Genomic DNA, 23072 nt, shown 5'->3' with positions numbered 1-23072 from the left:
TGGAGGTGACAAATATGTCAACAAGACTTAAACGTTGGGCCCGCGCAATTCAACAGATCGACTTGTCCAAGAGGACAGATCCTGAGGTGGCTATTGGCTACCTAGACAGCAAATACCGCGATATCGCTTGGCGCTACATCCGCATTCTGGGCTTTGAGCGCACCATCAGCTTCATGGCAAGCAACAACTTCCACCCAGAATAAGCCGTATCCTGAATCAAAAAACCCCAGATTGATGCCTATTCTGGGGTTTTTGCATTAAAAGAGGTTCACCAGTGAATTAATTGGTTTTAGCCTTTAAAGCCTCTTCAAGCTGATTGAGTCTATTTTGCATATTGGCCATCTTGGCGTTTAATGCCCCCACATTCAAGAAGGTCTCATCGGCAACTGGCGCTTTCAAGTTATTGCCCCAACCTAGCCATGCCGAGTCATACACCTTGACCTTTTTAAATCCTAGATCTTTTAAAACAACAGCGGTCTCCGCGGCACGAACACCACTTTGGCAATAGACAACAGTTTCTTTATTGGGATCAAGACTGGAATATAACTTTTTCAAGTCAGTCCGATTTTTAAGAGCCATGCCTGAATTGTCTGTCACTTGCTTCTTGCTCAACTTGATTGCAGCACTAGGATCCTGCCAATTATCCTCGAACGGAATATTGACCGCATTCGGAATATGTCCACCACGAATCGCTCTCACATCTTTACCTGAATACTCATCCGGTGTTCTTGCATCAATAATTTGAGCAGACTTTGATTGCGCGATCTTCATCATCTCCTCGTTTGAAACCACGAGTTGTGGCTGAGGGGTCAAGGCTACTGAAACCGGGGTTAAGGTGGCGCGCTCTTTCTGAAGAGTGAGGCCAGCGGTCTTCCAAGCATCGATACCGCCGTGATAAATCTGCGCTTGCTTGCCGCCAAAATAATTGACAGTATACAAACCAAAATAAGCATAAGGATTGCCCCGAGCGCCATACACCACAATATCTCGATTGACATCCAGCCCTGCGTCATTAAACAGCTTCTGGATTTTCTCGGTAGCAATGTAGTCTTCTTTATTGGGATCACGCAGCACTACTCCCGCATCACCAATGTTGATCGCACCAGGAATATGCCCTTCCAAATAACTCTTTTCGTCACGTACATCCCAAATGATCGCGCCACGGGCAATGGCCTGCTGGACTTGTTCCGTGTCAATAATTGCATCATTCTGTTGCGCAAAGGCAAAGGCGGAAATGAATAAAGAGAACAGCAATAGAAAATGTTTAATGGTGCGATTCATATAGGATGCCTTCATTGAAAACTTCATGGGTCAGTACTAGATTCTAATTTGATTTTCATGATCAGACTTAAATACCCAAAACGCCAACAAAAGAAATGCCGAGGCTGCGCATGAGCCTGAGAACAAAAATGCATAGCTTGGGCCGAGATCCTCATAAAGCCAGCCAAATATGAATGATGCTGGCAGCAACATCACACCCGAGATCAGATTGAACCAACCAAAAGCAGTACCCGCCATTCCTCTAGGAGCCATATCCGCAACGAGCGCCTTCTCCACCCCCTCGGTTGCAGCCTTAAACAAGCCGTAGACACCAAATAGCGCACAAAGCATCCAAATCGAGATTCCGGAATAACTCATGGCAATGTAAAAAAAAGCAAAAGCACTCCAAGCAAGCGAAATGAAATGCTTTCGACCGAAGCGATCTGATAGCGCTGATAGAGGTGTGCCAAATACAGTCGTAATCAGAGAGATGGCTGCCCAGAGCAAAGGAATCTGCGCTTGCGGGACGCCAAGTTCTCGCGCTCTAAGTAATAAGAACATGTCCGATGAATTTGCCAAAGCAAAGATTCCAGCTACCAAGATATAACGCTTAAATTGTGAAGGCAAGCCCTCAAGGGACCAGGAAAATGGCTGAACTATTCCCCGCTCACCCGGCGGCTCTTTCAGACACAGAGCCAAGCCCACGGTGATAAGACCCGGAATAATCGCCCATAAAAAAATATCCCTTAAAGGGATCTGTATGGACAATAAAAAGGCTGCCAATAGCGGGCCAACCACCGCGCCGGCATTGTCCATGGACCGATGCAAGCCAAAAGTAATTCCGCGTTGATTGGCTGCAACACTCTCTGCGAGTAATGCATCTCGAGGAGAGCTTCTCAAGCCCTTGCCCAGCCTGTCCGTAAACCGAATACATAAGACCCACGCCCATGAACTTGCGATGGCCACCAACGGCCTCCCAAGCCCAGCCAAAAGATATCCCATCACTATCCATGGCTTTGTCTTTTTGGTTCGATCAACGATCACGCCAGAGACTAACTTAAAAATACTGGATGTCGCCTCGGCGATTCCTTCAATTAATCCCAAAGCCTTAGGTCCAGCCATCAGTACGGAAGCCAAATATAGAGGCATGAGCGGATAAAGCATTTCACTAGCCGTGTCATTCACAAAGCTAATGAGGCCAATAAGCCAAACTGTGCGGGGTAGAGAAAATAAAGCTGCAAACATATCAACTCAATGTAGCACTAAATATGGAACAGATAAAAAAGTAGCTTGAAGTGTCACAATCGCTTGAAACTAGATCGAATAAAACGTAGCATCAAAGAGTAGGCATTAGCCAATGGAAGATTAATCACTCTTTATAGGAATACACCATGAGTCAGAAAAAATTAGTAAAGCAACTATTGAAAAAGTTAGATAAGCTCGAGGCGGACAGAGAGAAATTAATCGATAAGCTTGCTAAAGCCCTTGATAAGTTAGAAAAGAAGGCTCCCGCCAAAAAGGCCCCTGCAAAGAAAGCCACCGCCAAAAAAACTCCGGTCAAAAAGGTTGCAGCAAAAAAAGTAGTGGCCAAGAAAGCGCCCGCGAAGAAAGTTGTCGCAAAGAAGGCTCCTGCTAAAAAAGTGCCTGCAAAGAAAGTTGCCCCAGCAACAAGCGTTTAATTAAAAGCTAAATACCAGTAAAGGCTGCCCGTGAGTAAATCTGCGATATCTGAAAATACTTACGAGGCAGAACTTCGCCTATTACAAATTGAGCTGGTCAAACTCCAGCGTCAAATTATTAGCAAGGGTATGCGCCTACTCATCATTCTGGAAGGTAGAGATACGGCAGGCAAAGATGGCAGCATCAAAAGTATTACAGAGCACTTAAGCCCGAGAGACACTAAAGTAGTTGCTCTCAATAAGCCCTCGCCGCGCGAAGAGGGAGAGTGGTATTTTCAAAGGTATGTCGCGGAACTCCCCAGCGCTGGTGAATTCATTCTTTTCAATCGCAGCTGGTACAACCGTGCCGGAGTAGAAAAGGTAATGGGGTTTTGCTCTAGCGACCAGTACAAACAATTTATGGCCACAGTCAATGATTTTGAGTCGTTGTTGATTGGCTCTAATATCCAATTGATGAAGTACTACTTGGATATCTCCAAAGAAGAGCAGGCAGTACGCCTTGATGCGCGAGCCAAAGATCCGCTAAAGCAATGGAAAATCAGCCCTATCGATCAACAAGCCCAAAAGAAGTGGAATGCGTATTCAGAAGCGCGCGATCTGATGTTAAAACATACCAGCAGTAGCGATGCTCCCTGGACAGTCATTAGCGCCAATGACAAAAAGCTTGCCCACCTCAATCTCATTAGAGATCTTCTTGCTCGAGTCACCTATCCAAACAAGGATAAGAAGCTACTGAAGATTGACCCCAATATCGTATTGAGCTGGCCGGCAAACTCTAAAAAATTACCAAAACTATATAAGTAAGCTTGTTTATTTAAAGAACTGCTCCACTTCCGCCAACAGCTCCTCAGGCATCTCTTCCGGTATGTAGTGGCCGCATGCAACCGTTCTGCCAGACACCTCATTAGCGGCAACCTGCTTCCAATCCTCAACCGGCGAGAAGCATTTCTCAACCAGGCCATGAGCGCCCCACAGAACTCTTAATGGCATAGTCAGTTTTTTACCAGCATCACGATCTGCACGATCATGAACCAAGTCAATTGTGGCTGCAGCACGATAGTCTTCACACATCGCGTGCATTGATGTCGGGTTACTAGCCCCGGCAAGATACTCATCCCAACATGCGGGAGCAAATATTTCTGTGCTGGCATGGCGTCTCATATGGTTTCTCAGCCAATACTCTGGATTGGCGCCAATGAGTGTCTCTGGCACTGGAGAGGGCTGGATCAAGAAAAACCAATGCCAATATCCTTTGGCAAATTCCATTGTGGTGTTCTCATACATGGTGAGTGTTGGAGAGATATCTAGCACCATTAAACGCATCACACTTTCAGGAAAATCGACTGCCAATCGGTGTGATACTCGTCCGCCTCGGTCATGACCCAGTAGGAAGAATTTCTGATGGCCAAGGGCTTGCATCATGGCGTGCTGATCTGCCGCCATTGCTCTTTTTGAATATGTCGAATGATCTGCTTTACTAACGGGCTTAGATGAAGCGCCGTAACCGCGAAGATCGGCTACAACCACAGAGAAATGTTTCGCCAATTTTGGGGCAATACGATGCCAAATCGCCTTGGTCTGCGGAAAGCCATGAAGTAGCAGGAGAGCCGGGCCAGTTCCACCTGTCTGACAGGAAATCTCAATCGGACCATCTGCAGATGGGACAGTAATGCGCTTTTCTTCAAATCCTTCAATCACAAATGACATAGTATTCACCAATAAAAAAGAGCCTCGTAAGAGGCTCTTGGAAAGTATCTTTTCTATTTATCAGCCATTGCCTCAATTTCAGCAACGGTGACATAACCCTTATTCATACTGTCAATATAACTGAAATTTCTGTAGATGCGGGGCATGCACCCGTTTGCTTCCTCAAGCGTTAATTTGCCATCGTGATTGGTATCGCATTTCATAAAGCGCTCCTGAATTTCTTTGTTCCGAGATGCATCATCGGCAAAAGAAAATATCGGCGACAGCAATGTCGCAGCAATCCCAATACAACAGAGTAGTTTTAACGGTAGTGACATCAATATCCCTTATTTAGCAGCAGTTGGTCGTGGATCGGCGGAAGTTTCCATTGCGACTCGTACAACTTTCTTCGCCATTCCTACAAATGATTCAACCGAACCACCACCAGTTCTAAAAGACTCGCCCTGCACCGTCACCAAGCCCTCGCCTAATAATTCTTTAGATTGACTATCCGTGATCTTGCTTTCAACCAACATGGCAGGAGTCTTAGAGTTCACACCACCCGCATACGCGGCAGCATTTAATGCCAAACCGATTGGCGTGAAACTCCATGGCTGCAAACTATCCGTAGAACTTTCCGCGCCTGTGATGCCAACAGAGATACGCGCAACACCTGGTCCTGGCTGTGTCACGATCTTAATATTGCCGCGATCCATCACTGCATTGGCCATCGAGTCTTGTAACGCGATCTTGGCTTGATTAATTACAGTGGGTGTAATTTCTTTAGTGGCATTTTGATTCAGATAAATCGGATCCAAAATAACAGCGGTGTATGCACCGGGATTAACTCCTGTTGCGCGATATCTCCATATGCGGGTGTCGGATTCGCTAGTAGCCATAGGCACTAAGATTGAATAATTGGGCAAGAAACCTGACTTTGGCATTGGCTGACTCGCCAACTTAGGAGTATTGCTACAGGCAGCCAACAATGCCGCAAAAGATAGTGCCGCAGCTACAGTAGCGAGTTTTTTCATGTGGATTCCAGTAAGGTGATTAGCTCTAGGGCTAGTATATCAATCACGAGACCTTGACGGAATTCAGGGATGGGGCGTCAAAGAAAGATGGCACCTACGCGAGGAAGGGAGAAAAGACTGAAGAGATCGAATCTAGTGATTCGATCTCGGCGTTCGAGCTTCGATTAATGAGCCAGGATCTTGGATAAGAAATCTTTTGCGCGTGGAGAGCGTGCATCGGGATTACCAAAAAACTCATCCTTGCTGCAATCCTCAATAATTTTTCCCTGATCCATGAAAATGACGCGATTGCTGACTTTACGAGCAAAGCCCATTTCATGAGTCACGCAACACATCGTCATACCCTCATGAGCGAGCTTCACCATCACATCTAAAACCTCACCAACCATTTCTGGATCTAGGGCAGAGGTTGGTTCATCGAATAGCATCACAATCGGATCCATGCTCAATGCGCGAGCAATGGCAACTCGCTGCTGCTGACCGCCTGAAAGCTGACCAGGAAACTTATCTTTTTGCGCCATCAGACCAACGCGCTCTAAGTATTTCAGTCCATGCTCTTTTGCTTCATGAGCCGATCTACCAAGCACCTTCATTTGGGCAAGCGTTAAGTTCTCAGTAATGCTTAAGTGTGGGAAAAGCTCAAAGTGCTGGAATACCATCCCTACCCTGGCCCTTAGCTTTGGCAAATTGGTTTTCGGGTCATGCAGGCGAATGCCGTCAACAGAGATCTCTCCAGATTGAAATGGCTCAAGGGCATTAATCGTTTTAATCAGCGTCGATTTTCCAGAACCGGATGGTCCACAAATCACAACCACCTCGCCTTTTTGGATCGATGTAGAGCAATCCGTTAAGACCTGGAAAGAGCCATACCATTTTGAAACGTTTTGAAGTTCAATCATGATGATCTATCTAATTTCGACTAAAAAAGTAATTAACGAATGATGGCAACTTTGGCCTGAATAATACGAACCACCTTGGAAAGCGAGAAGCAAATCACAAAGTAAGTAGCAGCAGCCAAGATGTAGGTTTCGATTGGGCGACCGTAATTCTTGCCGGCAATTTCAAAGCCCTTCAGCAAGTCATATGCACCAATGGCGTAAACCAAAGAGGTATCTTGAAACAGCACAATGGTCTGAGTCATGAAGACAGGGATCATATTTCTAAAGGCTTGTGGCAGCACAATAAAACGCATGTTCTGACCGTATGTCATTCCTAAAGCTTCGGCGGCATAACCCTGTCCCTTCGGCACTGATTGAATACCAGCCCGTACGATCTCCGAAAAGAATGCCGCCTCAAATGCGATGAAGGTAATCGTTGCCGAAAGATCTGCGCCAATAGGTCTCCCAATCAGCATTGGAATCAATAAGAAGAACCAAAGAATGACCATCACCAGCGGTATAGAGCGCATGGTGTTGACGTAAAAAGTCGCGGGGTATACCAGCGCAGGCTTTCCAGACAGGCGCATCAAAGCCAGGAACGTACCGAACAAGATGCCACCAACAGTAGCAAATACAGTTAACTGAACACTGAACAACAAGCCCTTAAGGATGTAGTTAGTAAAGAGTTCCCAGTTATAAAAACTTAGATCTAAGCTCAACATATGGTCCACCCTTAATGAGCCAAGCTTGCATCATTCGATGCAATGAAGCCGGGAATGCGAGTGCGTCTTTCAATCAGCGCCATTACACGATTTACCGAGAATGCTGAGAGCGCATATAAGAAAGTCACAGCGAGATAAATTTCAACACCTCTCGAGGTTTCCTCTTGCGCCTGCATTGCAAACAAGGTGAGCTCTGGAACCGATACAGCAAAAGCGACTGATGAGTTCTTGATGAGGTTCATGCTTTCGGAGGTGATTGGCGGAATCACAATACGGAGCGCCATCGGCAGAATGATGTAACGATAGCTTTGAGCGGTAGTGAGACCCAATGCGGTCGCAGCAGCTCTTTGACCACTAGGAAGCGCCTGAATGCCCGCCCTGACCTGCTCTGCAATACGCGCCGAGGTAAAGAATCCCAAAGCAATACTGACCAACCAATAGGATGGCAGCGCCTTGAGGGGTAGAACAAATGCGGGGATGACGTGATACCAAAGAAACACTTGGACCAAGATGGGAATGTTTCGGAATAATTCAACCCAGGTAGTCGAAAACCGCACTAACCATCGGTTTAGAGAGCCAGTATCAGGCAATGTGCGCAAAGTGCCCATTACCGCCCCAAGAATTAAAGCAAGCATTAGGCCAAGGCCAGCTACAGCCAGAGTCCAACCCCAGGCCTTCATCAACCAATCGAGATAACTTGGATCACTATTTTTAGCAAGACCAAAAATAGCGGAGAAGCAGTGATCTACCACTTCCCCATCCAAGGTGTTCCTACAAAAAACACCCAAATCTAACGCCATAGCTTTAACTCGTCTTTAGTAAATTATTTCTTTTGATAGTCTTCAGCAGGCTTGTCATTGAGGTTGGCCCAAGCATTTTTAGTTGCTGGTGATAGCTCGAGACCGACAACAATATTTTTCGGTGGAATTGGCTTCAAGAACCATTTGTCCCACAGCTTAGGCATATTGCCATTTGCGACAATCTTAGCGATCGCAGCATTTACAGCAGCCTTGAACTCAGGGTCATTTTTTGGAACCATGATGGCGATTGGCTCAGTACTCAAAACCTCACCAACGATTTTGTAATCTTTAGGATTCTTAGAGTTGGCAATGTTGCCAGCCAAAATAGAACCATCCATCACGAAAGCATCAGCGCGGCCAGACTCAAGCAACAAGAAGCTGTCAGCATGATCCTTACCAAACACTTCATCAAAATTCACGCCATTCGCTTTTTCATGTCTACGCAACAACTGCACTGAAGTCGTACCAGTAGTTGTGGCAACTTTCTTGCCTGACAATTGAGAAATGGAATTGATTCCTGAGTTTGCTTTAACGGCAATACGAACCTCTTCAACATAAAGAGTATTGGCAAAGCCAACATCTTTTGCGCGGGCAGTATTGTTTGTTGTTGTACCGCACTCAATATCAACGGTACCGTTTTGAACCAAAGGCACGCGGTTTTGTGAGGTTACAGGCTGATAATTAATGCGCAGCGTGTTCAAACCCAACCTATCTTTAACATCAGCCAAAATCATTCGGCAAATTTCAACATGGTAGCCATCAAAACGGCTATCACCAGTGGTGTAGGACATTGGTATGGAGGATTCACGAACACCCATTGTCACTGTGCCAGTAGACTTAATCTTATCCATAGTAGCGCTTGCAGCATTGGCATTCACAGCGCCCAACAATAAGGCTGTAGCAACCAAACAATTTCTAGTCAGTTTCTTGCTTTTCACAAATATCTCCTATTAACTATAAATACCAAAAATTACGCCCCTAGTATATCGAGTGTAGATTGAGTGAATAGCGTACAAACCCCAAATAGAGGCATAAAACTGCAAATTAAGCCCAAAAAGCCGAGGGAGAGACTGGCCTCACGACCACAATGCGTGAAACTCAATGCATTTCAATGAATTAAAGACCGACTATTAAAGCAAGGCGCCATTAATCAATCCAGCTTGGATGCTTATCCATTACTGAATGAAAGAGCTCGGAGGCAATGCGTTGCTCTAGCCATTTTTTGATTGCGGGATACGGCATTTCACCAAACCTTTGCGGGTTAACCGCTGCAAACTGCCTAATAAACGGAAAAATGGCAATGTCTACCCAGCTTAGCTGATTCCCCATGACATAAGGACTAACCTGCAGAGCAAGCTCCAAAGGCTGAAGCATCAAATCGACCACATCCCTTAGTACCTCTTCCTGATTGAGGTCGGGATATCGATTGGGGTATTTATATTGATCCAATAGTTTTTTAAATGGGCCATCATTTTTCTGAATCCACCCATCAGCAATGGATTGATCGACAAACCTCCAACCATCGGGGTCGGCTCGCTCTAGCGCCCAAAACATAATATCCAAACTTTGGTCGAGAACAAGCCCATCTGCGCACAACACTGGAACAGTTCCCTTGGGTGATGCACTCAAAAGAGAGCGTGGCTTATCTCGCAGCACTATCTCCCGGTACTCCACTTCAATGCCCGCATATTTCAATGCCATGCGTGCTCTCATCGCATAGGGACATCTTCGGTAGGTATATAAAACTGGCTTCATTGATTCATTGTGCGACATCACTCAAGTCTCCAGCATATGCCAAAGTAAACCAATGGAGCAGCTTGGGGAAATTTGAATAAAGGGTTTTGGCCTGCCCAGCACGATTCGAACGTGCGACCTACGCCTTAGAAGGGCGTTGCTCTATCCAGCTGAGCTATAGGCAGTGTGTACTGGGACTAAATAAAACTATAAGAGAAAGTGGTCGGAGTACAAGGATTCGAACCTTGGACCCCCTGCTCCCAAAGCAGGTGCGCTACCAGGCTGCGCTACACTCCGACGGAATCGATATTCTACACCGAGATGGCCCATTGGGGCAAATCCTGTAAGATTCGGGGCATGGAAGCCTTATTTTTAAGCAAATATCAAAAGCAGTTCAAGGGATTTATTGCCCTGAGTTTGCTCCTGATTTGCTTGATCGGCACCCACTGGATAGGCTTTTCCCACGGCATTTCTCATTCGGGCCTTGGCAATCAGAGCGCTGAACTCAGCTGCATTGATCAAGCTAGCAACGTTCAGCACAGCTCCGCGAGCTGCCATCTATACGATGCACTCACACTGGCTGGGTTTGTGGCTTCTAGCTCCACACCATTTCTGGTGCCTGCGCAGTTTGGCGCCGCACATTTTGCATTCGATCAATCAATCCTTCCTAGGATTCAGGCTGGGCTTTATCAATCCCGGGCACCACCCTTCTTCACCCTGTAAATCATCATAGTTGTTCAGCTTTTGCTCAGCATATCGATTTAGAGATTGGCCCGCACACAAGTGCCAAACTCACCAGAAGAAGGTATTACCAATGCATGACCTCTTACGCCTCAACACCAAACCAAAGTTGGTCTGCCTGCTCATGGCAAGCCTCTTTACTGGAAGTGCTTTTGCTCAAACCGAAAGCGCATCCCTGGAAATTACTGCCACCGGATCTCAAGAGGCTATCCAAAGCATATTGACTCCAACGAAGATTTTGCAAGGTGATGAGCTACTCAATAAATTAGGCACTACCTTAGGCGCAACACTTGCAAATGAGCTCGGCGTATCCGCCACTGGATATGGCGCAGGATCATCACGACCCGTTATTCGAGGCCTCGAAGGCTCGAGAGTACAAATACTGCAAAACGGATTGTCAGTGGGCGACGTATCGAATATCTCCCAAGATCATGCTGTGGGCAACAATATGCAGAACGCCCACCAAGTAGAAATCTTGCGTGGTGCAGCCGCCCTACTCTATGGTTCAGGATCTAGCGGTGGTCTGGTCAATGTTGTGAACGATCGTATATTGACCAATCTACCAGACCGCCCAACAGGCGCAGTCAATACTAGCTACGAAACCGTCAACAATGGCAGAGCTGGAGCACTTGAGTTGGATGGCGGGTTTGGTTCTGTAGCAGTACATGTGGACACTGCAATTAACAATGCGAATAACTATCGCATTCCCGGAAATGCTACCCAATCTCAGGGTGAGCCTGCGGGTGGGTGGACGGTTCCGCCAGATCGTAACGGTGGCAATAATTACAGCGGCAAACTACCCAATAGCTTCAGCACTCAAAATAATTTTGGTGCTGGCATCTCCCATATTGGCGAATCAGGCTATACCGGGGTTTCTGTAGAGCGCCTTAATAATAATTACGGAATCCCGACACCCGAGGGTGGATCGATTAATCAATCCCAGAATCGCTACGATCTACAGCATCAAACGCGCAACCCTTTTGAGGGATTCTCCTCCTTTAAATTGAGCGTAGCGAACTCCAATTACAACCATACTGAATTTAATAATGTGGGAGCAGCTGCAGCTGTTTGGAAAAATATCGCCAATGAGGCGCGCCTTGAGCTAGCTCACAATCCGATAGCGGGATGGAAAGGAACCTTCGGCGCTCAGATGACGGCAGCTTCACTCAATGCTACTGAAGTGGGTACCGGCAGTTATGCCATCGTTCCGCCAACCAAAACCAATTCAAATGCCTTGTTCTGGATTGAGGAAGGGAAATGGAATGCATTACAAGGTAGCCTGGGTCTTCGTTATAACAATGTTGCTCAAAACCCAAATCTCGGAACCACTCTAGATCCACAGCCCACCGTTTATCCTACAGGGGTTACGCCAAGCATCACACTCCAAAATAGAACATTTAATCTACTCTCCTATTCTGCAGGTGGCTTGTGGAATTTCATGCAGGGTCATGGTGCGGGAATTGCATACACAGTCTCGCAGCGAGCTCCAAGCGCTCAAGAACTCTACTCATACGGAGCACATGAATCCACCGCGACCTTTGATATTGGTAATCCCAATCTCAATAAAGAGACTTCGCACAACCTGGAGTTGAATCTTCAAAAAACAAGTGGCTTAGTACGCGCTAAAGCTAGCGTGTATGCCAATCGCTTTAATAATTACATCTATGGCTACTACACCGGGTCTTACATCAACAATCCCGGTCAAGAAGGCAATGGCTTTAACGTGGTTAGTGCGCAGCAAGCTGGTGCAACGATCAAGGGAATTGAAGGGGAGCTCACCTACAACTGGAATCAAACGGGTTTAGGTGGTCGAGTCTTTGGGGATGCCTCTCAAGGAACCTTTGACGCTGGCGGCAATCTCCCTCTGCAGCCTGCCCCTCGCCTAGGAGCGGAGATAGCGCACCAAAGAAATGGCTGGCTAGTCAATGCCACTTACATCTATAGTTATCAGCAAAATCGCTTAGCCACTTGGGAGCAAGGTCCTGCACCGAGCTACAACCTCGTTAATGCTGGCGTCTCCTATACAGAGAGAATCAAGGATGTGAATTGGACGGTATTTATGAATCTGAAGAATTTGCTCAATGAGCAAATTCGTTATGCCACTACCCCCATGGCAGTCAGACTATACGCACCCCAACCTGGAAGAAGTTTGATGGTTGGATTGCGAGGCGCTTTCTAATTAATAGACTTCAGGAACGTACATCTCTGGGGGCACTGGACCACGCAAATAATCGGGGTTATGCACGCGCTCAGGTAAGGTAATTTCTGGATGATCAATTTCTTGATAAGGAATTTGATCTAGCAAATGGGTAATGCAATTTAGGCGCGCTTTTTTCTTGTCATTGGCAGCCACAACCCACCAAGGCGCTTCTGGGATATGGGTGCGCTCTAGCATGGTCTCCTTGGCTTTTGTGTAGTCTTCCCACAAGCGCCTTGCCTCTAAATCCATCGGACTCAACTTCCACTGCTTTAATGGATCATGAATGCGCATCATGAAACGGTTGTATTGCTCATCGTCAGAAATGGAGAACCAGTATTTAATAAGAATAATTCCTGAGCTAATCATCATGCGCTCAAGATCGGGAACAGTCCGAAGAAACTCCTCGTACTCATCATCAGTACAAAATCCCATCACCTTCTCCACACCAGCGCGGTTGTACCAGCTGCGGTCAAATAGGACAATTTCACCGCCAGCAGGCAGTTGTGAGATGTATCTCTGAAAGTACCACTGCGTTTTTTCACGCTCATTGGGCGCCGGTAACGCAACCACCTTACAGACTCGAGGATTTAGTCTTTGAGTAATGCGCTTAATCGCCCCACCCTTACCAGCCGAATCACGACCTTCAAATAAGACGGCAACTTTGAGTTTATTTTGTACAACCCAATCCTGAAGCTTGACCAACTCCCCTTGAAGGCGAAACAACTCCTTAAAGTACAGCTGTCGAGGCATCTGAGACCCGCTACCCCCGTCTGGAGACATGCGGTCATCATCAAGCTCCATTTCAAGCTCTTCATCCATGCTATCCAAGATTTCTTCTTGGGCACGCTGATACCACTCAGCCATCTCTTTATGCTTTGACGTCATTTCATCCTCTAGACAATATTAACTTTGTATCCCAAGGATGTGACACTTTTATTACAGATGACGTTTAAAGGCCGTTTGCAATGGATTTCTGACAATAATCCGCCAACTCCTTGCGATCGAAATCTGACCGCGAATCGGTTAAATAAGGCGAAAGAATGGTGATTTTGGCTATCAAAGAGCGATGCTTGATCACCCTAGACATCGACTCTAATAGACCCATATCCCCAATAAAGGCCGGCGCATCACTTCTCAGGCCTGTGGATTTGGCGATGTATTGCAATGCAAGCGGGAAAACCGTCACGCGAGAGGCGATAGCCGATTCAAATAGATTGGGCTTAAAAGGCAAAACATGCTCCCCATTAGAGGATGTGCCCTCTGGGAAGATGCAGATAGATTCCGCTTGAAGTACCTCAGCCATTTGATGGACAACTTGTCTTGCATGACGAGAGCTATCTCTGCGAATGAATACCGTACCCAGTTGGCTCGCCATCCATCCAAATACCGGCCAATTCTTGACCTCCGATTTAGCAACAAAGCGAATAGGCTTAAATGCATTAATTACATGAATATCTAACCAAGAAATATGATTAGAAGCGAGCAAACATGGCGTGTGGCCATAGGATTCAGGGGCGCTCACGACAAGCTTGACATTCAATATCCGTAACAGCTTCTTTGACCAAAGCTGAATCTCTCGATTTTTTTTCTTGCGATCCAAAAATGGAAAGAATAAAGAGAGAATAAACACCCCGCAAATAACATGAACAACTATCTGCATCCATACCCATGCTTGCACGAATATTGAGGCCTCGATTGTCTCTTGGGTGTGATCAACGTTTTTCATAAACAAGCAACAATATAAATCAAGTCATCAAACTGACTTAAAAGTGTCACGAGGCTTTCATGATGTTTGGGCTTAATGCTTACTCATGATGCATTACAGAGCTATCTGGATTTCAGATGTACACCTAGGAACATCAGGGTGTCAGGCGAAGTACCTTCTCGATTTCCTAAAACACAATGAAGCCGATACCTTTTACTTGGTTGGCGACATTATTGACGGCTGGAAGCTGCGCCGCTCATTCTATTGGCCACAATCCCACAATGATGTAGTGCAAAAGTTATTAAGAAAAGCGCGTAAGGGTGCCGAGGTCATCTATGTACCTGGCAATCATGATGAAAGCGCCCGCCAATATTTTGGTATGTCTTTCGGTGACATCAAGGTTGAAGAAGAAGTCATTCACACCACACTGGACGGAAGAAAACTCTGGGTCACACATGGCGATCTCTTTGATGGCGTGATGCAATACGCGAAATGGCTCGCCTATGTAGGTGACTCCATGTATTCATTCATCCTCTACGTTAATCGTTACTTCAACATGCTGAGAGTGCGAATGGGCTTGCAGTACTGGTCCCTCTCTCAATATTTGAAACACCAAGTAAAGAATGCGGTGAGTTACATCGCCGATTTCGAGCACATTATGGCGCGAGAAGCACGCTTACGTGGTTGCGATGGCGTTGTTTGCGGCCATATCCATAAAGCGGAAATCCGTGAAATCGATGGACTGCTGTATTGCAACGATGGCGATTGGGTAGAAAGTCTGTCCGCTCTCGTTGAAACCACTAGCGGCGAACTCAAAATCATTTACTGGACGCACATTAAAGGCGACCCAATTGAGCTTACTGAACTTTCTCCCCAACCAATCGTTGAAGCACTAATGAAAGAGGCTGCCTTATGAAAATTATGATCATCACCGATGCATGGGACCCACAAGTAAATGGCGTGGTTAGAACGCTCAAGCAAACTCGTGCTGAACTTATCGCCATGGGTCACGAAGTAGAAATGATTACCCCCAATGGATTTAAATCCATTCCATGCCCCACCTATCCGGATATCGCCTTGTCACTGTTTCCGGGCAAAGAAGTGGCCCGCAGAATTAAAGAATTTGCTCCAGACGCAATGCATATTGCAACCGAAGGACCACTGGGTCTATCAGCTCGGGCATATGCGGTGAAAAACGATCTGCCCTTCTCTACCGCCTATCACACCCGCTTTCCTGAATACGTTAAAGCGCGGGTAGGCATTCCACTCTCCTGGACATATGCTTTTCTACGCTGGTTTCATGGTCCGTCAATGGCAGTCATGGCACCTACGATCGTCGTTAAGAATGATCTCGAAAAATATGGAATGACCAATGTAGTGCTGTGGTCTAGAGGCGTTGATTTGGATATCTTCAAAATGCAAGATTCAAAAGCCCTGAATACAGCGCACCCGATCTTCCTCTATGTAGGTCGCGTGGCTGTAGAAAAAAATATCAACGCATTTTTAGAAATTGATCTGCCTGGCTCCAAGTGGGTAGTCGGCGATGGCCCAGCCATGGCAGCAATTAAGGAAAAATATCCCAACATTAATTACCTAGGCGTCTTACAGCAACACGAGCTGGCGAAAGTGTATGCGGCAGCAGATGTATTCGTGTTCCCTAGCAAAACAGACACCTTTGGACTGGTATTGCTTGAGGCGATGGCTTGCGGTACGCCAGTTGCCGCCTATCCTGTTACTGGGCCTATTGATGTGCTGGGCAAATCACCAGCGGGTGCAATGAATGAGGATTTGCGCAAGGCTTGTTTGCAAGCTCTCAAGATTCCACGGGATGTTGCTCGATGCCATGCTGAGAAATTCTCCTGGAGAGCCGCATCCGAGCAATTTGTGAGCCACCTCAAGCCAGTTCCCTCTACAGAAGTTCACGTGACTGCATTGGCATAAGGCGCCCACTTGAATACCCCCTATCACATCGACCAAAACCCGCATAAAGGGAATCGCGGGATTGCTAGAGCTTGGCATGCCGCCAAGAACTCTTGGTGCGGAATTGTGTATGCATTGAAAGAAGAAAGCGCCTTCAGGCAAGAGTTGACGCTACTTGTCTGCCTCACTCCAGTAGCCCTCTATCTACCACTCAATTCACTAGAAAAATGCGCACTGATTGTTTCTTTGATCATGGTTCTAGTAGTGGAGTTATTGAACTCCAGCGTTGAGGCGGCAATTGATCGAATTTCATTTGACCATCATGATCTCTCTAAGCGCGCTAAAGATTTTGGGTCGGCCGCGGTCATGCTAGCCCTACTAGCAGCCGCCCTATTGTGGATCACGATTTGCGCCCCGCTTGTGATGCATTGGTAATGCGGGACTTTAACCATTCAAGAACAATATTTAAGGAACTAATATGTCAGACATCCCAAACCCATTAGGCGCATTTGATATCTTCAATTCTCGCTTTGAAGGTAAGCCAAAAAAGAAGAAGAAAAATAAAGCAGAGGCTATCAAGAAGCTTTTTTCCAAAAAATTAGCTAAAAAGTTATTTGGTAAGAAATTCGCTACTCTTGCACGCGCCGAGCTAGAGGTGCCAGCAGCAACGATCGAGAAGAGCATCGCTAAGCCTAAGCGGCCAGCACTTCAAGTGACATGGGCAAGCAATGTCAGTGAAATCAAAGAGGCACAGCGACTGAGATATAAAGTGTTTGCAGAAGAGATGGGCGCCAATCTACCGGCGAATCCTGAAAACCTAGATATTGATGAGTTTGATGCCTATTGCGATCATTTACTGATTCGCGACCAAGAGGCGCTCAAAGTCGTTGGAACCTATCGAGTTCTTCCGCCACATAAAGCACTGGAAATTGGCCGCCTCTATTCCGACTCTGAATTTGATTTGTCACGCCTGAATCATTTACGACCAAAAATGGTTGAGCTTGGTCGCTCATGTGTACATGCGGACTATCGCTCTGGCGCTGTGATCATGGCGCTATGGAGTGGACTGGCACAGTACATGCAAAAACACGAATATGAAATCATGCTAGGTTGCGCAAGCATCCCTATGGCCGATGGCGGTCACTTTGCAGCAAGCCTATATAACTCGCTCACCAATGAGCAAATGGCTCCAGTAGAGCAGCACGCTTTCCCGCGCCTGCCACTTCCGTTGGATCGCCTTAATGGCGGACTTCAAGTGGAGCCGCCGCCATTGATTAAAGGCTACCTCAAATTAGGCGCAAAGATTTGTAGCGCCCCAGCCTGGGATCCGGATTTCAATACCGCGGATGTCTTAACCATGTTGCGCTTATCAGAAATTAATCCGCGGTATGCAAAGCATTTCTTAGGGCTGTAAAGATAGGCACCCCAGTTCGGGGTTTTCTGATGATTATTTCAGACTAATGCTGTAAGGCCGTCCAATGCGTTCCCATTCGGCGGCTTCTTTTTGCAAGCTAAATTCGGTTAAGGGATGCTCTTTAGCCCACTCTTTTGACAGGCTTACTAAATAAGAGCCATTGCTCTCAGAGACTTTAACCTTGGGTAAATGCCCATCGCTACGACCGCGGCAAAGTACTTGCGCCAAACGTAAACAAAATAACATGCGCCAATCTAAGAAATTGGCATTATTTGCCAGCTTGCCTAATTTGCCAGCATGCCCAATCAGTAAAGCGGCTAAGCGCGCTTGATCATTCTTTGAGAAACCAGGCATATCGGCATTACCAGCGATATAGGCAGAATGCTTGTGATATCCGTTATGTGAAATCGATAAACCGATTTCGTGTAAATTGGCGGCCCACTGCAGCAAAGCAATATTGTCCGCCCTACTTTCAGCATCAGGCTTTGGCAATTGCGCTAAAAATTCTGCAGCTAGATTGCCAACCCGTTTCGCCTGTTCGCGATCAACCGCATACCGCTGCATAAATTGCTCTACCGTGACAAAACGCATATCGTCGTGCTGAGAGCGACCCAATAAGTCATAGAGCACACCAATGCGCAAGGCTGCATCGGTTACTTCCATACTCTCAATACCCAGCTCATCGAAAACGGCAATCATGATGGCAAGACCACCGGGCCAGACAGAGCGACGATCATCCTTCAGACCCAATAACTCGACCTGACTTACATGTTCATATTTCAATAAGTGCTTTTTCATGGCCCTTAAGCCATCGCGAGTGATTAGGCCGCTTGAGCCATTTACCCTGCCCATCGTTAGGCCATCCACTTGACCATTGAAATTATTATCCGCAATCAACTCGGCCAATGCGCGCGCCGTTCCAGAAGATCCAATGACCTGCTTCCAACCGCTTTTCAAGTAAGCGCCGGAGATCACCTGAATCTCTCGTCTAGCAGCCAATTCAGCCTCTTTAAAAGCATGTGAATCGATATTTCCTTTTGGAAAAAACCGCAGACTGTGGGATACACAGCCAATGTAGAGGCTTTCCATCAGCCTGGGTTCATATCCTTTGCCAATAATGAGCTCTGTAGAGCCGCCGCCGATATCAACAACCAACCGATTACCCTGGATTGCGGATACCTCATGGGCCGCCCCAATGTAGATCAGTCGGGCTTCCTCTACGCCCGCAATGATCTCGATCGGGAAACCTAACGCCTCTTGCGCATCATGTACAAAATTAGGGGCATTTTTTGCCACACGCAGTGTATTGGTCGCGACTGCGCGAACCTGTGATGGATCAAAGCCCCGAATACGCTCCCCGAATCGACGAATCGCCGTCAGACCACGCTGGTAGGCGTCATTACCTAAAAGTTTGTTATCCGTTAAGCCAGCCGCCAGACGAACGGATTCACGAAGGGTATCTATAGGTCGTAATTGAGTGCCTGATGGCGTATGCACTACTTGCGCTACCAGCATACGGAAACTGTTGGAGCCCAAATCAACGGCAGCTACCAGATCTGATGCGTTTTTTTCTAAGACGTCTTGATGAGATGCCAAAATAGTTCCAATAGAGCCACGCTAAATGAATATGTCTATTTTATGAAATTATCGTGACATATTCGTGAAATGAGCTTGTAGTCTACTGGTTCCGGCGGAAAACAGCTATGCCGCTAAATTTTGCTCTGAACTAGCGCAATCTAAACTACCAAAACTACAGAAAATACAGCAGTCGCCAGATTTTGGCTTCAAAATTGTGCTGCAAGATGGGCAGCGATACAGGTGCTGCGAAGTGCCTTGAGGGACTTCGAGAATTTCATGTCCCTGACAATGGGGGCATGTAATGATGGAGTGCTGGTTTAGGGTTTTAGTATTCACAGGTGGATATTGAACCTGAAATATTTCAGAAAAAAGTCAGCCTGACTTAATCCGTGGTGCTAGGACTCCAAAAAGCCTGATTAACGAAGTCCATGCTGGCGATCTTTGCAATCAGAGCATCCATCTGCTCACCCTCTACAGCGGATGCCGTCAACACGGCTTGAATTTCAACTTCCTCAGACCCAAACTGATGAACCTCAACATCTTGTGTTTGGTACCCAGCAGCTTCCAAGGTATCTATAAAACGCTTCAAGGCAAATTTTTGAGAATGCTTGGGTGCAATGATGTATACGGAATTAGTCACCTCAACCGACGCAGTATCTAGAGGCTGTCGGTTAATGAGACTCACGACTGGACGCAATAATGTATTGGCTGCCAAGACAAAGATGGTTGCCAAACCCGCCTCCAAAATCAGATCCGCACCCGCTAAGGCGCCAACAGCACCAGAACCCCATAGAGTAGCCGCCGTATTAATGCCGCGAACATTCCCCTCCTCGCGCATAATAACCCCCGCGCCAAGAAAGCCAATCCCGGACACGACATACGCCATTACGTGAACAGCGCCTTCGTGGCCAACTAAACGATTCGCAGCATCAACAAATATTGCCGCACCAAGCGCCACCAATATATTGGTACGCAGTCCAGCTGTTCGCTGCCGATACTGGCGCTCTAAACCAATTAAACCACCAAAGATAAAAGCAGCAGCCAGGCTAATGGCCGTATCTCGCAACGAGAGAAGATTAATGTTGTTGAAAGATTCCATGATTACCGACAGGAGATTTACTTTTGACCTAGGCCAAGGGAGTCGACCATCACCTTAAAGACTTCAGTGTTGTCCATAAAACCTCGAAATTTTTCTGACCCAGGACCCATTGCATTCAAAACGGCATCATCTGCCGTATGGACACCGACGTCCTGATGCGATGGCAAGTTTCCACCAATATGAATCGCATCCTCCTGCAGTTGTATATATTTTGGGTTAGCCACATATTTACCGCCATCACCTTTAATCGCAGGCTTAAAAGTCCCATCTAACTTTGGATGCATGGTTTCGTAGTGATCGGGGTAATTCCCGTAAAAGTACGCCAGTCGCTTTGATACGTCGATCTGATTGGGATAGCCGTTCACATCTGCTTTTGGATAGTTGGGATATCCAGCATCAGCATAGACGCCCACCCTCTCTCTTAAAGGGCCTGGCTTAGCATCATCAATAACTCCGCTAATCGATCCGCTATGGGTATGATCCGGCGTAACAATAATTAATGTATCCGGATGAGTTTTGGCGAAATCTTTTGCGATTTGTACCGCATTACTGAGCATGATAGTGTCGAAAGCGGCACGCTCCCAATCTAAGGGGTGATTGAATTTATCAATCAATGCAGCCTCAACCATCAAAAAGAAGCCATTGGGATTCTTAGATAGGACATCAATTGCCGACTTAGTCATATCAGTTAAATCAGGCTGATTTGGATACTGCTCAACCGTATTCTTCTTGAGAAAAAAGCGATCTAAAGAGCCGTCCATATTGTCAGGATGAAATACCCCGAACACTTTCTTGGTTGAATTTGAGTTGCTGGCACTCATCAACTGTTCTTTAGTAAAAACAACTTGGTAGCCATCTGATTTGAATTGCCCTATGAGGTCTTTTTCATCCTTACGCTTTGAACCTTTGATTGACTGTGGATAAAAATATGCCGATCCACCGCCGAGGATTACTTCGGCCCCACTAGCAAATAATTGTTCCGCAATATATGACTTATCTGCGCGACGTCGTGTATGGGATACCATTGCTCCTGGGGTGGCATCCTGCAATTCAGCATCTGACACAATACCCACCGACATCTTGGTATTCCGCTTAATGATTTCAACGATGGTTTCAACCTTGGGATGAGATAAATTATCTTCAGCCCTAGAAACATAAACACCCATAGCATTAACAGCAGTCTTATGTCCAGTTGTATAAGCGCTCATGGAGTTCGCTGAGTCGGTAATGAGAGAATCTGAACCTGATGTACCAATGAGAGCCATATTCGGCATATCGTCAAAGGCAAGCTTACCTTGATAGCGGCCTTCGTATATCCCCTTAGATAAAACACGTGCGGAAGTTCTATTGGCAATAGTCATTCCATCACCAATAAAAAGAATGACATTCTTAACTCTTCTTGGGCCGCTCTTATAAACATCCCAACTCACTTGCAGCGATTGCTTAGGGGATGTCGCGGATAAAACATATTTTCCCGCCCTATTCAATTGGACGTCCCTATAGGTAATGGAGCTACCTTTGCCAGATTCATTAGAAATAAAAATCGCATCCCTAGCGATAGGCTTAGAATTCAATCGAACCGTTACATCTTCTAAGGTGACAACATCATCTAGTTCAATTTTGATATCGAACTTTGAACCTGCCAAGATGGATGCGCTTTCAATTGGGTAAATTGCCGCAGCACTAAGTTGAAATGATTGAATGAAGGCGAAACATGCAAACGCTACCCGAACAAGGCGAAATATAGTCATATGGTAAATAAGATAGGAGGCTAGAAATAATGACCTCCTAATATCGTCAAACTATGTGACAAACTGATGACGCCTATTTATTGCACCCTGATTAAGCCGAGTTTTCTGAATTTCCGAACTTGAGTCGATGATGAATACTTTGTAGGCGGTCTTTTATTTCGAGTCGATCAAGCTTTTCGACGGGCAGGTCCAATAAAAGCTCAATTCGATTGCGCAGCCCCATCTCCACTTTCTTAAATGCCAATAACATATCCTCATCACCCGTATTAACGGCTGCAGGATCCTGAAACCCCCAGTGAGCTGTAGCCGGATGACCGGGCCAATAGGGGCAAGTCTCTCCTTGCGCAGAATCACAAACAGTAATAATGAAATCCATTTTGGGGGCGCCCTCCCGACCATATTCATTCCAACTCTTGCTTCTCAAAAGCTGCGGGGGATAGCCCATGAATTTAGTAAGCTCGAGAGCAATTGGGTGAACAGTGCCTACAGGTCTTGATCCCGCCGAATACCCAATAAATCGTCCGTGGCTCAGGGTGGTTGCCAGAGCTTCAGCAAGAATTGATCTAGCCGAGTTCCCGGTACACAAAAATAGAATGTTGTATTGACGATCCATCGTAGCTACTGATTAAATTAACTCATCAAGTTGTAGGGTGTATTTTCGATCAATGACAAACACACTTGCCCGATACTCTGTATTTACAAACTCTACTGACGGAGCCCTCCCCAGATGGTCTCGACCATCTTCAGGTAATCGCTCTTCTCCTCGACGAAAAATGCTGGCTAAATTAATATTGGCGGCTTGATCCATGTGCATCCAATCCTCTGATCTGGGTATGATGACCCAGCATACAAACTGAATATTTCAATTTGA

Annotated in this window: 27 protein-coding genes and 2 tRNA genes; 8 read left to right on the top strand and 21 right to left on the bottom strand. The window is 46.4% G+C overall.

The window, feature by feature from the left end; all coding sequences use genetic code 11:
- The first annotated feature begins 14 nt into the window (after positions 1–14).
- A complete protein-coding gene (locus tag FD960_RS04480) occupies positions 15–203 on the top strand; it encodes a hypothetical protein (RefSeq protein ID WP_215300256.1) in 189 nt (62 codons plus the stop codon).
- A 76-nt stretch (positions 204–279) separates the two neighbouring features.
- Here the strand turns inward: FD960_RS04480 and FD960_RS04475 are convergent, their stop codons facing one another.
- Together FD960_RS04475 and FD960_RS04470 are read right to left on the bottom strand one after the other, a co-directional pair.
- The gene (locus FD960_RS04475; protein WP_215300255.1) at positions 280–1296 is read right to left on the bottom strand and encodes a sulfurtransferase; all 1017 of its coding nucleotides are present in this window, start codon (positions 1294–1296) and stop codon (positions 280–282) included.
- Positions 1297–1317: 21 nt separating this feature from the next.
- Entirely contained in the window at positions 1318–2505 is a 1188-nt protein-coding gene (locus FD960_RS04470) for an MFS transporter (RefSeq protein WP_215300253.1), read from the bottom strand.
- Between the two features lie 146 nt (positions 2506–2651).
- On the opposite strand from FD960_RS04470, the gene FD960_RS04465 reads away from it, so the two are divergent.
- Complete coding sequence (locus FD960_RS04465; protein ID WP_215300251.1) at positions 2652–2939, top strand: serine/threonine protein kinase; 288 nt, start codon at positions 2652–2654, stop codon at positions 2937–2939.
- A 30-nt stretch (positions 2940–2969) separates the two neighbouring features.
- Entirely contained in the window at positions 2970–3743 is a 774-nt protein-coding gene (gene ppk2, locus FD960_RS04460) for a polyphosphate kinase 2 (RefSeq protein ID WP_251369851.1), read from the top strand.
- 6 nt (positions 3744–3749) lie between these two features.
- Here the strand turns inward: ppk2 (FD960_RS04460) and FD960_RS04455 are convergent, their stop codons facing one another.
- The 11 genes from FD960_RS04455 to FD960_RS04405 all read right to left on the bottom strand — a co-directional run bounded on the left by FD960_RS04455 (position 3750) and on the right by FD960_RS04405 (position 10351).
- Positions 3750–4646, bottom strand: a complete 897-nt coding sequence (locus FD960_RS04455; RefSeq protein WP_215300249.1) for an alpha/beta fold hydrolase — start codon at positions 4644–4646, stop codon at positions 3750–3752.
- 53 nt (positions 4647–4699) lie between these two features.
- Complete coding sequence (locus FD960_RS04450; RefSeq protein WP_215300247.1) at positions 4700–4963, bottom strand: EF-hand domain-containing protein; 264 nt, start codon at positions 4961–4963, stop codon at positions 4700–4702.
- 9 nt (positions 4964–4972) lie between these two features.
- Positions 4973–5659, bottom strand: coding sequence for a DUF3313 domain-containing protein (locus FD960_RS04445; protein ID WP_215300245.1), 687 nt, complete (start codon positions 5657–5659; stop codon positions 4973–4975).
- Between the two features lie 164 nt (positions 5660–5823).
- The gene (locus tag FD960_RS04440; protein WP_215300243.1) at positions 5824–6558 is read right to left on the bottom strand and encodes an amino acid ABC transporter ATP-binding protein; all 735 of its coding nucleotides are present in this window, start codon (positions 6556–6558) and stop codon (positions 5824–5826) included.
- Positions 6559–6590: 32 nt separating this feature from the next.
- A complete protein-coding gene (locus FD960_RS04435) occupies positions 6591–7259 on the bottom strand; it encodes an amino acid ABC transporter permease (RefSeq protein WP_215300241.1) in 669 nt (222 codons plus the stop codon).
- A gap of 11 nt (positions 7260–7270) precedes the next feature.
- Positions 7271–8059 (bottom strand): amino acid ABC transporter permease, encoded by a 789-nt coding sequence (locus FD960_RS04430; RefSeq protein ID WP_215300239.1) that lies wholly within the window; start codon positions 8057–8059, stop codon positions 7271–7273.
- 23 nt (positions 8060–8082) lie between these two features.
- Positions 8083–8982: an amino acid ABC transporter substrate-binding protein gene (locus tag FD960_RS04425; protein ID WP_215300595.1), complete on the bottom strand. Its 900-nt coding sequence runs from the start codon at positions 8980–8982 to the stop codon at positions 8083–8085.
- Positions 8983–9205: 223 nt separating this feature from the next.
- A complete protein-coding gene (locus FD960_RS04420; RefSeq protein ID WP_215300237.1) occupies positions 9206–9814 on the bottom strand; it encodes a glutathione S-transferase in 609 nt (202 codons plus the stop codon).
- 87 nt (positions 9815–9901) lie between these two features.
- Positions 9902–9978, bottom strand: a tRNA-Arg gene (locus tag FD960_RS04415).
- A 35-nt stretch (positions 9979–10013) separates the two neighbouring features.
- Positions 10014–10090 (bottom strand) — tRNA-Pro (locus tag FD960_RS04410).
- 75 nt (positions 10091–10165) lie between these two features.
- Positions 10166–10351, bottom strand: coding sequence for a hypothetical protein (locus FD960_RS04405; protein WP_215300236.1), 186 nt, complete (start codon positions 10349–10351; stop codon positions 10166–10168).
- Positions 10352–10607: 256 nt separating this feature from the next.
- Here FD960_RS04405 and FD960_RS04400 point away from each other — a divergent pair, with 256 nt between their 5' ends.
- A complete protein-coding gene (locus FD960_RS04400; RefSeq protein WP_215300235.1) occupies positions 10608–12713 on the top strand; it encodes a TonB-dependent receptor in 2106 nt (701 codons plus the stop codon).
- Here the strand turns inward: FD960_RS04400 and ppk2 (FD960_RS04395) are convergent, their stop codons facing one another.
- Both ppk2 (FD960_RS04395) and FD960_RS04390 read right to left on the bottom strand, forming a co-directional pair.
- A complete protein-coding gene (ppk2, locus tag FD960_RS04395) occupies positions 12714–13619 on the bottom strand; it encodes a polyphosphate kinase 2 (RefSeq protein ID WP_215300234.1) in 906 nt (301 codons plus the stop codon). It abuts the gene before it with no gap.
- 64 nt (positions 13620–13683) lie between these two features.
- On the bottom strand, positions 13684–14460 hold the full coding sequence (locus FD960_RS04390) for a 1-acyl-sn-glycerol-3-phosphate acyltransferase (protein ID WP_251369849.1): 777 nt from the start codon (positions 14458–14460) through the stop codon (positions 13684–13686).
- A gap of 85 nt (positions 14461–14545) precedes the next feature.
- On the opposite strand from FD960_RS04390, the gene FD960_RS04385 reads away from it, so the two are divergent.
- The 4 genes from FD960_RS04385 to FD960_RS04370 are packed head-to-tail and all read left to right on the top strand — an operon-like array spanning position 14546 to position 17773.
- Positions 14546–15355: a UDP-2,3-diacylglucosamine diphosphatase gene (locus FD960_RS04385; protein ID WP_371817445.1), complete on the top strand. Its 810-nt coding sequence runs from the start codon at positions 14546–14548 to the stop codon at positions 15353–15355.
- Entirely contained in the window at positions 15352–16380 is a 1029-nt protein-coding gene (locus FD960_RS04380) for a glycosyltransferase family 1 protein (protein WP_215300233.1), read from the top strand. The genes FD960_RS04385 and FD960_RS04380 overlap by 4 nt, the downstream gene beginning before the upstream one ends.
- Before the next feature lie 9 nt (positions 16381–16389).
- A complete protein-coding gene (locus FD960_RS04375) occupies positions 16390–16794 on the top strand; it encodes a diacylglycerol kinase (protein WP_215300232.1) in 405 nt (134 codons plus the stop codon).
- Between the two features lie 43 nt (positions 16795–16837).
- The gene (locus FD960_RS04370) at positions 16838–17773 is read left to right on the top strand and encodes a GNAT family N-acetyltransferase (RefSeq protein WP_251369848.1); all 936 of its coding nucleotides are present in this window, start codon (positions 16838–16840) and stop codon (positions 17771–17773) included.
- Between the two features lie 33 nt (positions 17774–17806).
- On the opposite strand, the gene FD960_RS04365 is transcribed toward FD960_RS04370, so the two are convergent.
- The 6 genes from FD960_RS04365 to FD960_RS04345 all read right to left on the bottom strand — a co-directional run bounded on the left by FD960_RS04365 (position 17807) and on the right by FD960_RS04345 (position 23015).
- Positions 17807–19288: a Ppx/GppA phosphatase family protein gene (locus tag FD960_RS04365; protein WP_215300591.1), complete on the bottom strand. Its 1482-nt coding sequence runs from the start codon at positions 19286–19288 to the stop codon at positions 17807–17809.
- Positions 19289–19474: 186 nt separating this feature from the next.
- Positions 19475–19687, bottom strand: coding sequence for a GDCCVxC domain-containing (seleno)protein (locus tag FD960_RS10530; RefSeq protein WP_305849560.1), 213 nt, complete (start codon positions 19685–19687; stop codon positions 19475–19477).
- A 46-nt stretch (positions 19688–19733) separates the two neighbouring features.
- Positions 19734–20450 (bottom strand): MgtC/SapB family protein, encoded by a 717-nt coding sequence (locus FD960_RS04360; RefSeq protein ID WP_215300231.1) that lies wholly within the window; start codon positions 20448–20450, stop codon positions 19734–19736.
- A gap of 17 nt (positions 20451–20467) precedes the next feature.
- On the bottom strand, positions 20468–22201 hold the full coding sequence (locus FD960_RS04355) for an alkaline phosphatase (protein ID WP_215300230.1): 1734 nt from the start codon (positions 22199–22201) through the stop codon (positions 20468–20470).
- Positions 22202–22292: 91 nt separating this feature from the next.
- Complete coding sequence (locus FD960_RS04350) at positions 22293–22814, bottom strand: arsenate reductase ArsC (protein WP_215300227.1); 522 nt, start codon at positions 22812–22814, stop codon at positions 22293–22295.
- A gap of 12 nt (positions 22815–22826) precedes the next feature.
- Positions 22827–23015, bottom strand: coding sequence for a hypothetical protein (locus FD960_RS04345; protein WP_215300226.1), 189 nt, complete (start codon positions 23013–23015; stop codon positions 22827–22829).
- Positions 23016–23072: the final 57 nt, after the last annotated feature.

Source organism: Polynucleobacter sp. AP-Nino-20-G2, from assembly GCF_018688235.1.
Taxonomy (GTDB): domain Bacteria; phylum Pseudomonadota; class Gammaproteobacteria; order Burkholderiales; family Burkholderiaceae; genus Polynucleobacter.
This window is presented reverse-complemented; position numbering and strand designations above follow the sequence as displayed.

Bases quoted from the DNA above. Each gene is read 5' to 3' on its own strand.
- FD960_RS04385 (WP_371817445.1), top strand. From the start codon at position 14,546: ATGATGCATTACAGAGCTATCTGGATTTCAGATGTACACCTAGGAACA.
- FD960_RS04440 (WP_215300243.1), bottom strand. From the start codon at position 6,558: ATGATTGAACTTCAAAACGTTTCAAAATGGTATGGCTCTTTCCAGGTC.
- FD960_RS04480 (WP_215300256.1), top strand. From the start codon at position 15: ATGTCAACAAGACTTAAACGTTGGGCCCGCGCAATTCAACAGATCGAC.
- FD960_RS04475 (WP_215300255.1), bottom strand. From the start codon at position 1,296: ATGAAGGCATCCTATATGAATCGCACCATTAAACATTTTCTATTGCTG.
- FD960_RS04470 (WP_215300253.1), bottom strand. From the start codon at position 2,505: ATGTTTGCAGCTTTATTTTCTCTACCCCGCACAGTTTGGCTTATTGGC.
- FD960_RS04360 (WP_215300231.1), bottom strand. From the start codon at position 20,450: ATGGAATCTTTCAACAACATTAATCTTCTCTCGTTGCGAGATACGGCC.
- FD960_RS04350 (WP_215300227.1), bottom strand. From the start codon at position 22,814: ATGGATCGTCAATACAACATTCTATTTTTGTGTACCGGGAACTCGGCT.
- FD960_RS04455 (WP_215300249.1), bottom strand. From the start codon at position 4,646: ATGTCATTTGTGATTGAAGGATTTGAAGAAAAGCGCATTACTGTCCCA.
- FD960_RS04355 (WP_215300230.1), bottom strand. From the start codon at position 22,201: ATGACTATATTTCGCCTTGTTCGGGTAGCGTTTGCATGTTTCGCCTTC.
- ppk2 (WP_215300234.1), bottom strand. From the start codon at position 13,619: ATGACGTCAAAGCATAAAGAGATGGCTGAGTGGTATCAGCGTGCCCAA.
- FD960_RS04445 (WP_215300245.1), bottom strand. From the start codon at position 5,659: ATGAAAAAACTCGCTACTGTAGCTGCGGCACTATCTTTTGCGGCATTG.
- FD960_RS04345 (WP_215300226.1), bottom strand. From the start codon at position 23,015: ATGCACATGGATCAAGCCGCCAATATTAATTTAGCCAGCATTTTTCGT.
- FD960_RS04400 (WP_215300235.1), top strand. From the start codon at position 10,608: ATGCATGACCTCTTACGCCTCAACACCAAACCAAAGTTGGTCTGCCTG.
- FD960_RS04390 (WP_251369849.1), bottom strand. From the start codon at position 14,460: ATGAAAAACGTTGATCACACCCAAGAGACAATCGAGGCCTCAATATTC.
- FD960_RS04370 (WP_251369848.1), top strand. From the start codon at position 16,838: ATGTCAGACATCCCAAACCCATTAGGCGCATTTGATATCTTCAATTCT.
- FD960_RS04465 (WP_215300251.1), top strand. From the start codon at position 2,652: ATGAGTCAGAAAAAATTAGTAAAGCAACTATTGAAAAAGTTAGATAAG.
- FD960_RS04365 (WP_215300591.1), bottom strand. From the start codon at position 19,288: ATGCTGGTAGCGCAAGTAGTGCATACGCCATCAGGCACTCAATTACGA.
- FD960_RS04435 (WP_215300241.1), bottom strand. From the start codon at position 7,259: ATGTTGAGCTTAGATCTAAGTTTTTATAACTGGGAACTCTTTACTAAC.
- FD960_RS04405 (WP_215300236.1), bottom strand. From the start codon at position 10,351: ATGGCAGCTCGCGGAGCTGTGCTGAACGTTGCTAGCTTGATCAATGCA.
- FD960_RS04420 (WP_215300237.1), bottom strand. From the start codon at position 9,814: ATGAAGCCAGTTTTATATACCTACCGAAGATGTCCCTATGCGATGAGA.
- FD960_RS04430 (WP_215300239.1), bottom strand. From the start codon at position 8,059: ATGGCGTTAGATTTGGGTGTTTTTTGTAGGAACACCTTGGATGGGGAA.
- FD960_RS04380 (WP_215300233.1), top strand. From the start codon at position 15,352: ATGAAAATTATGATCATCACCGATGCATGGGACCCACAAGTAAATGGC.
- FD960_RS04450 (WP_215300247.1), bottom strand. From the start codon at position 4,963: ATGTCACTACCGTTAAAACTACTCTGTTGTATTGGGATTGCTGCGACA.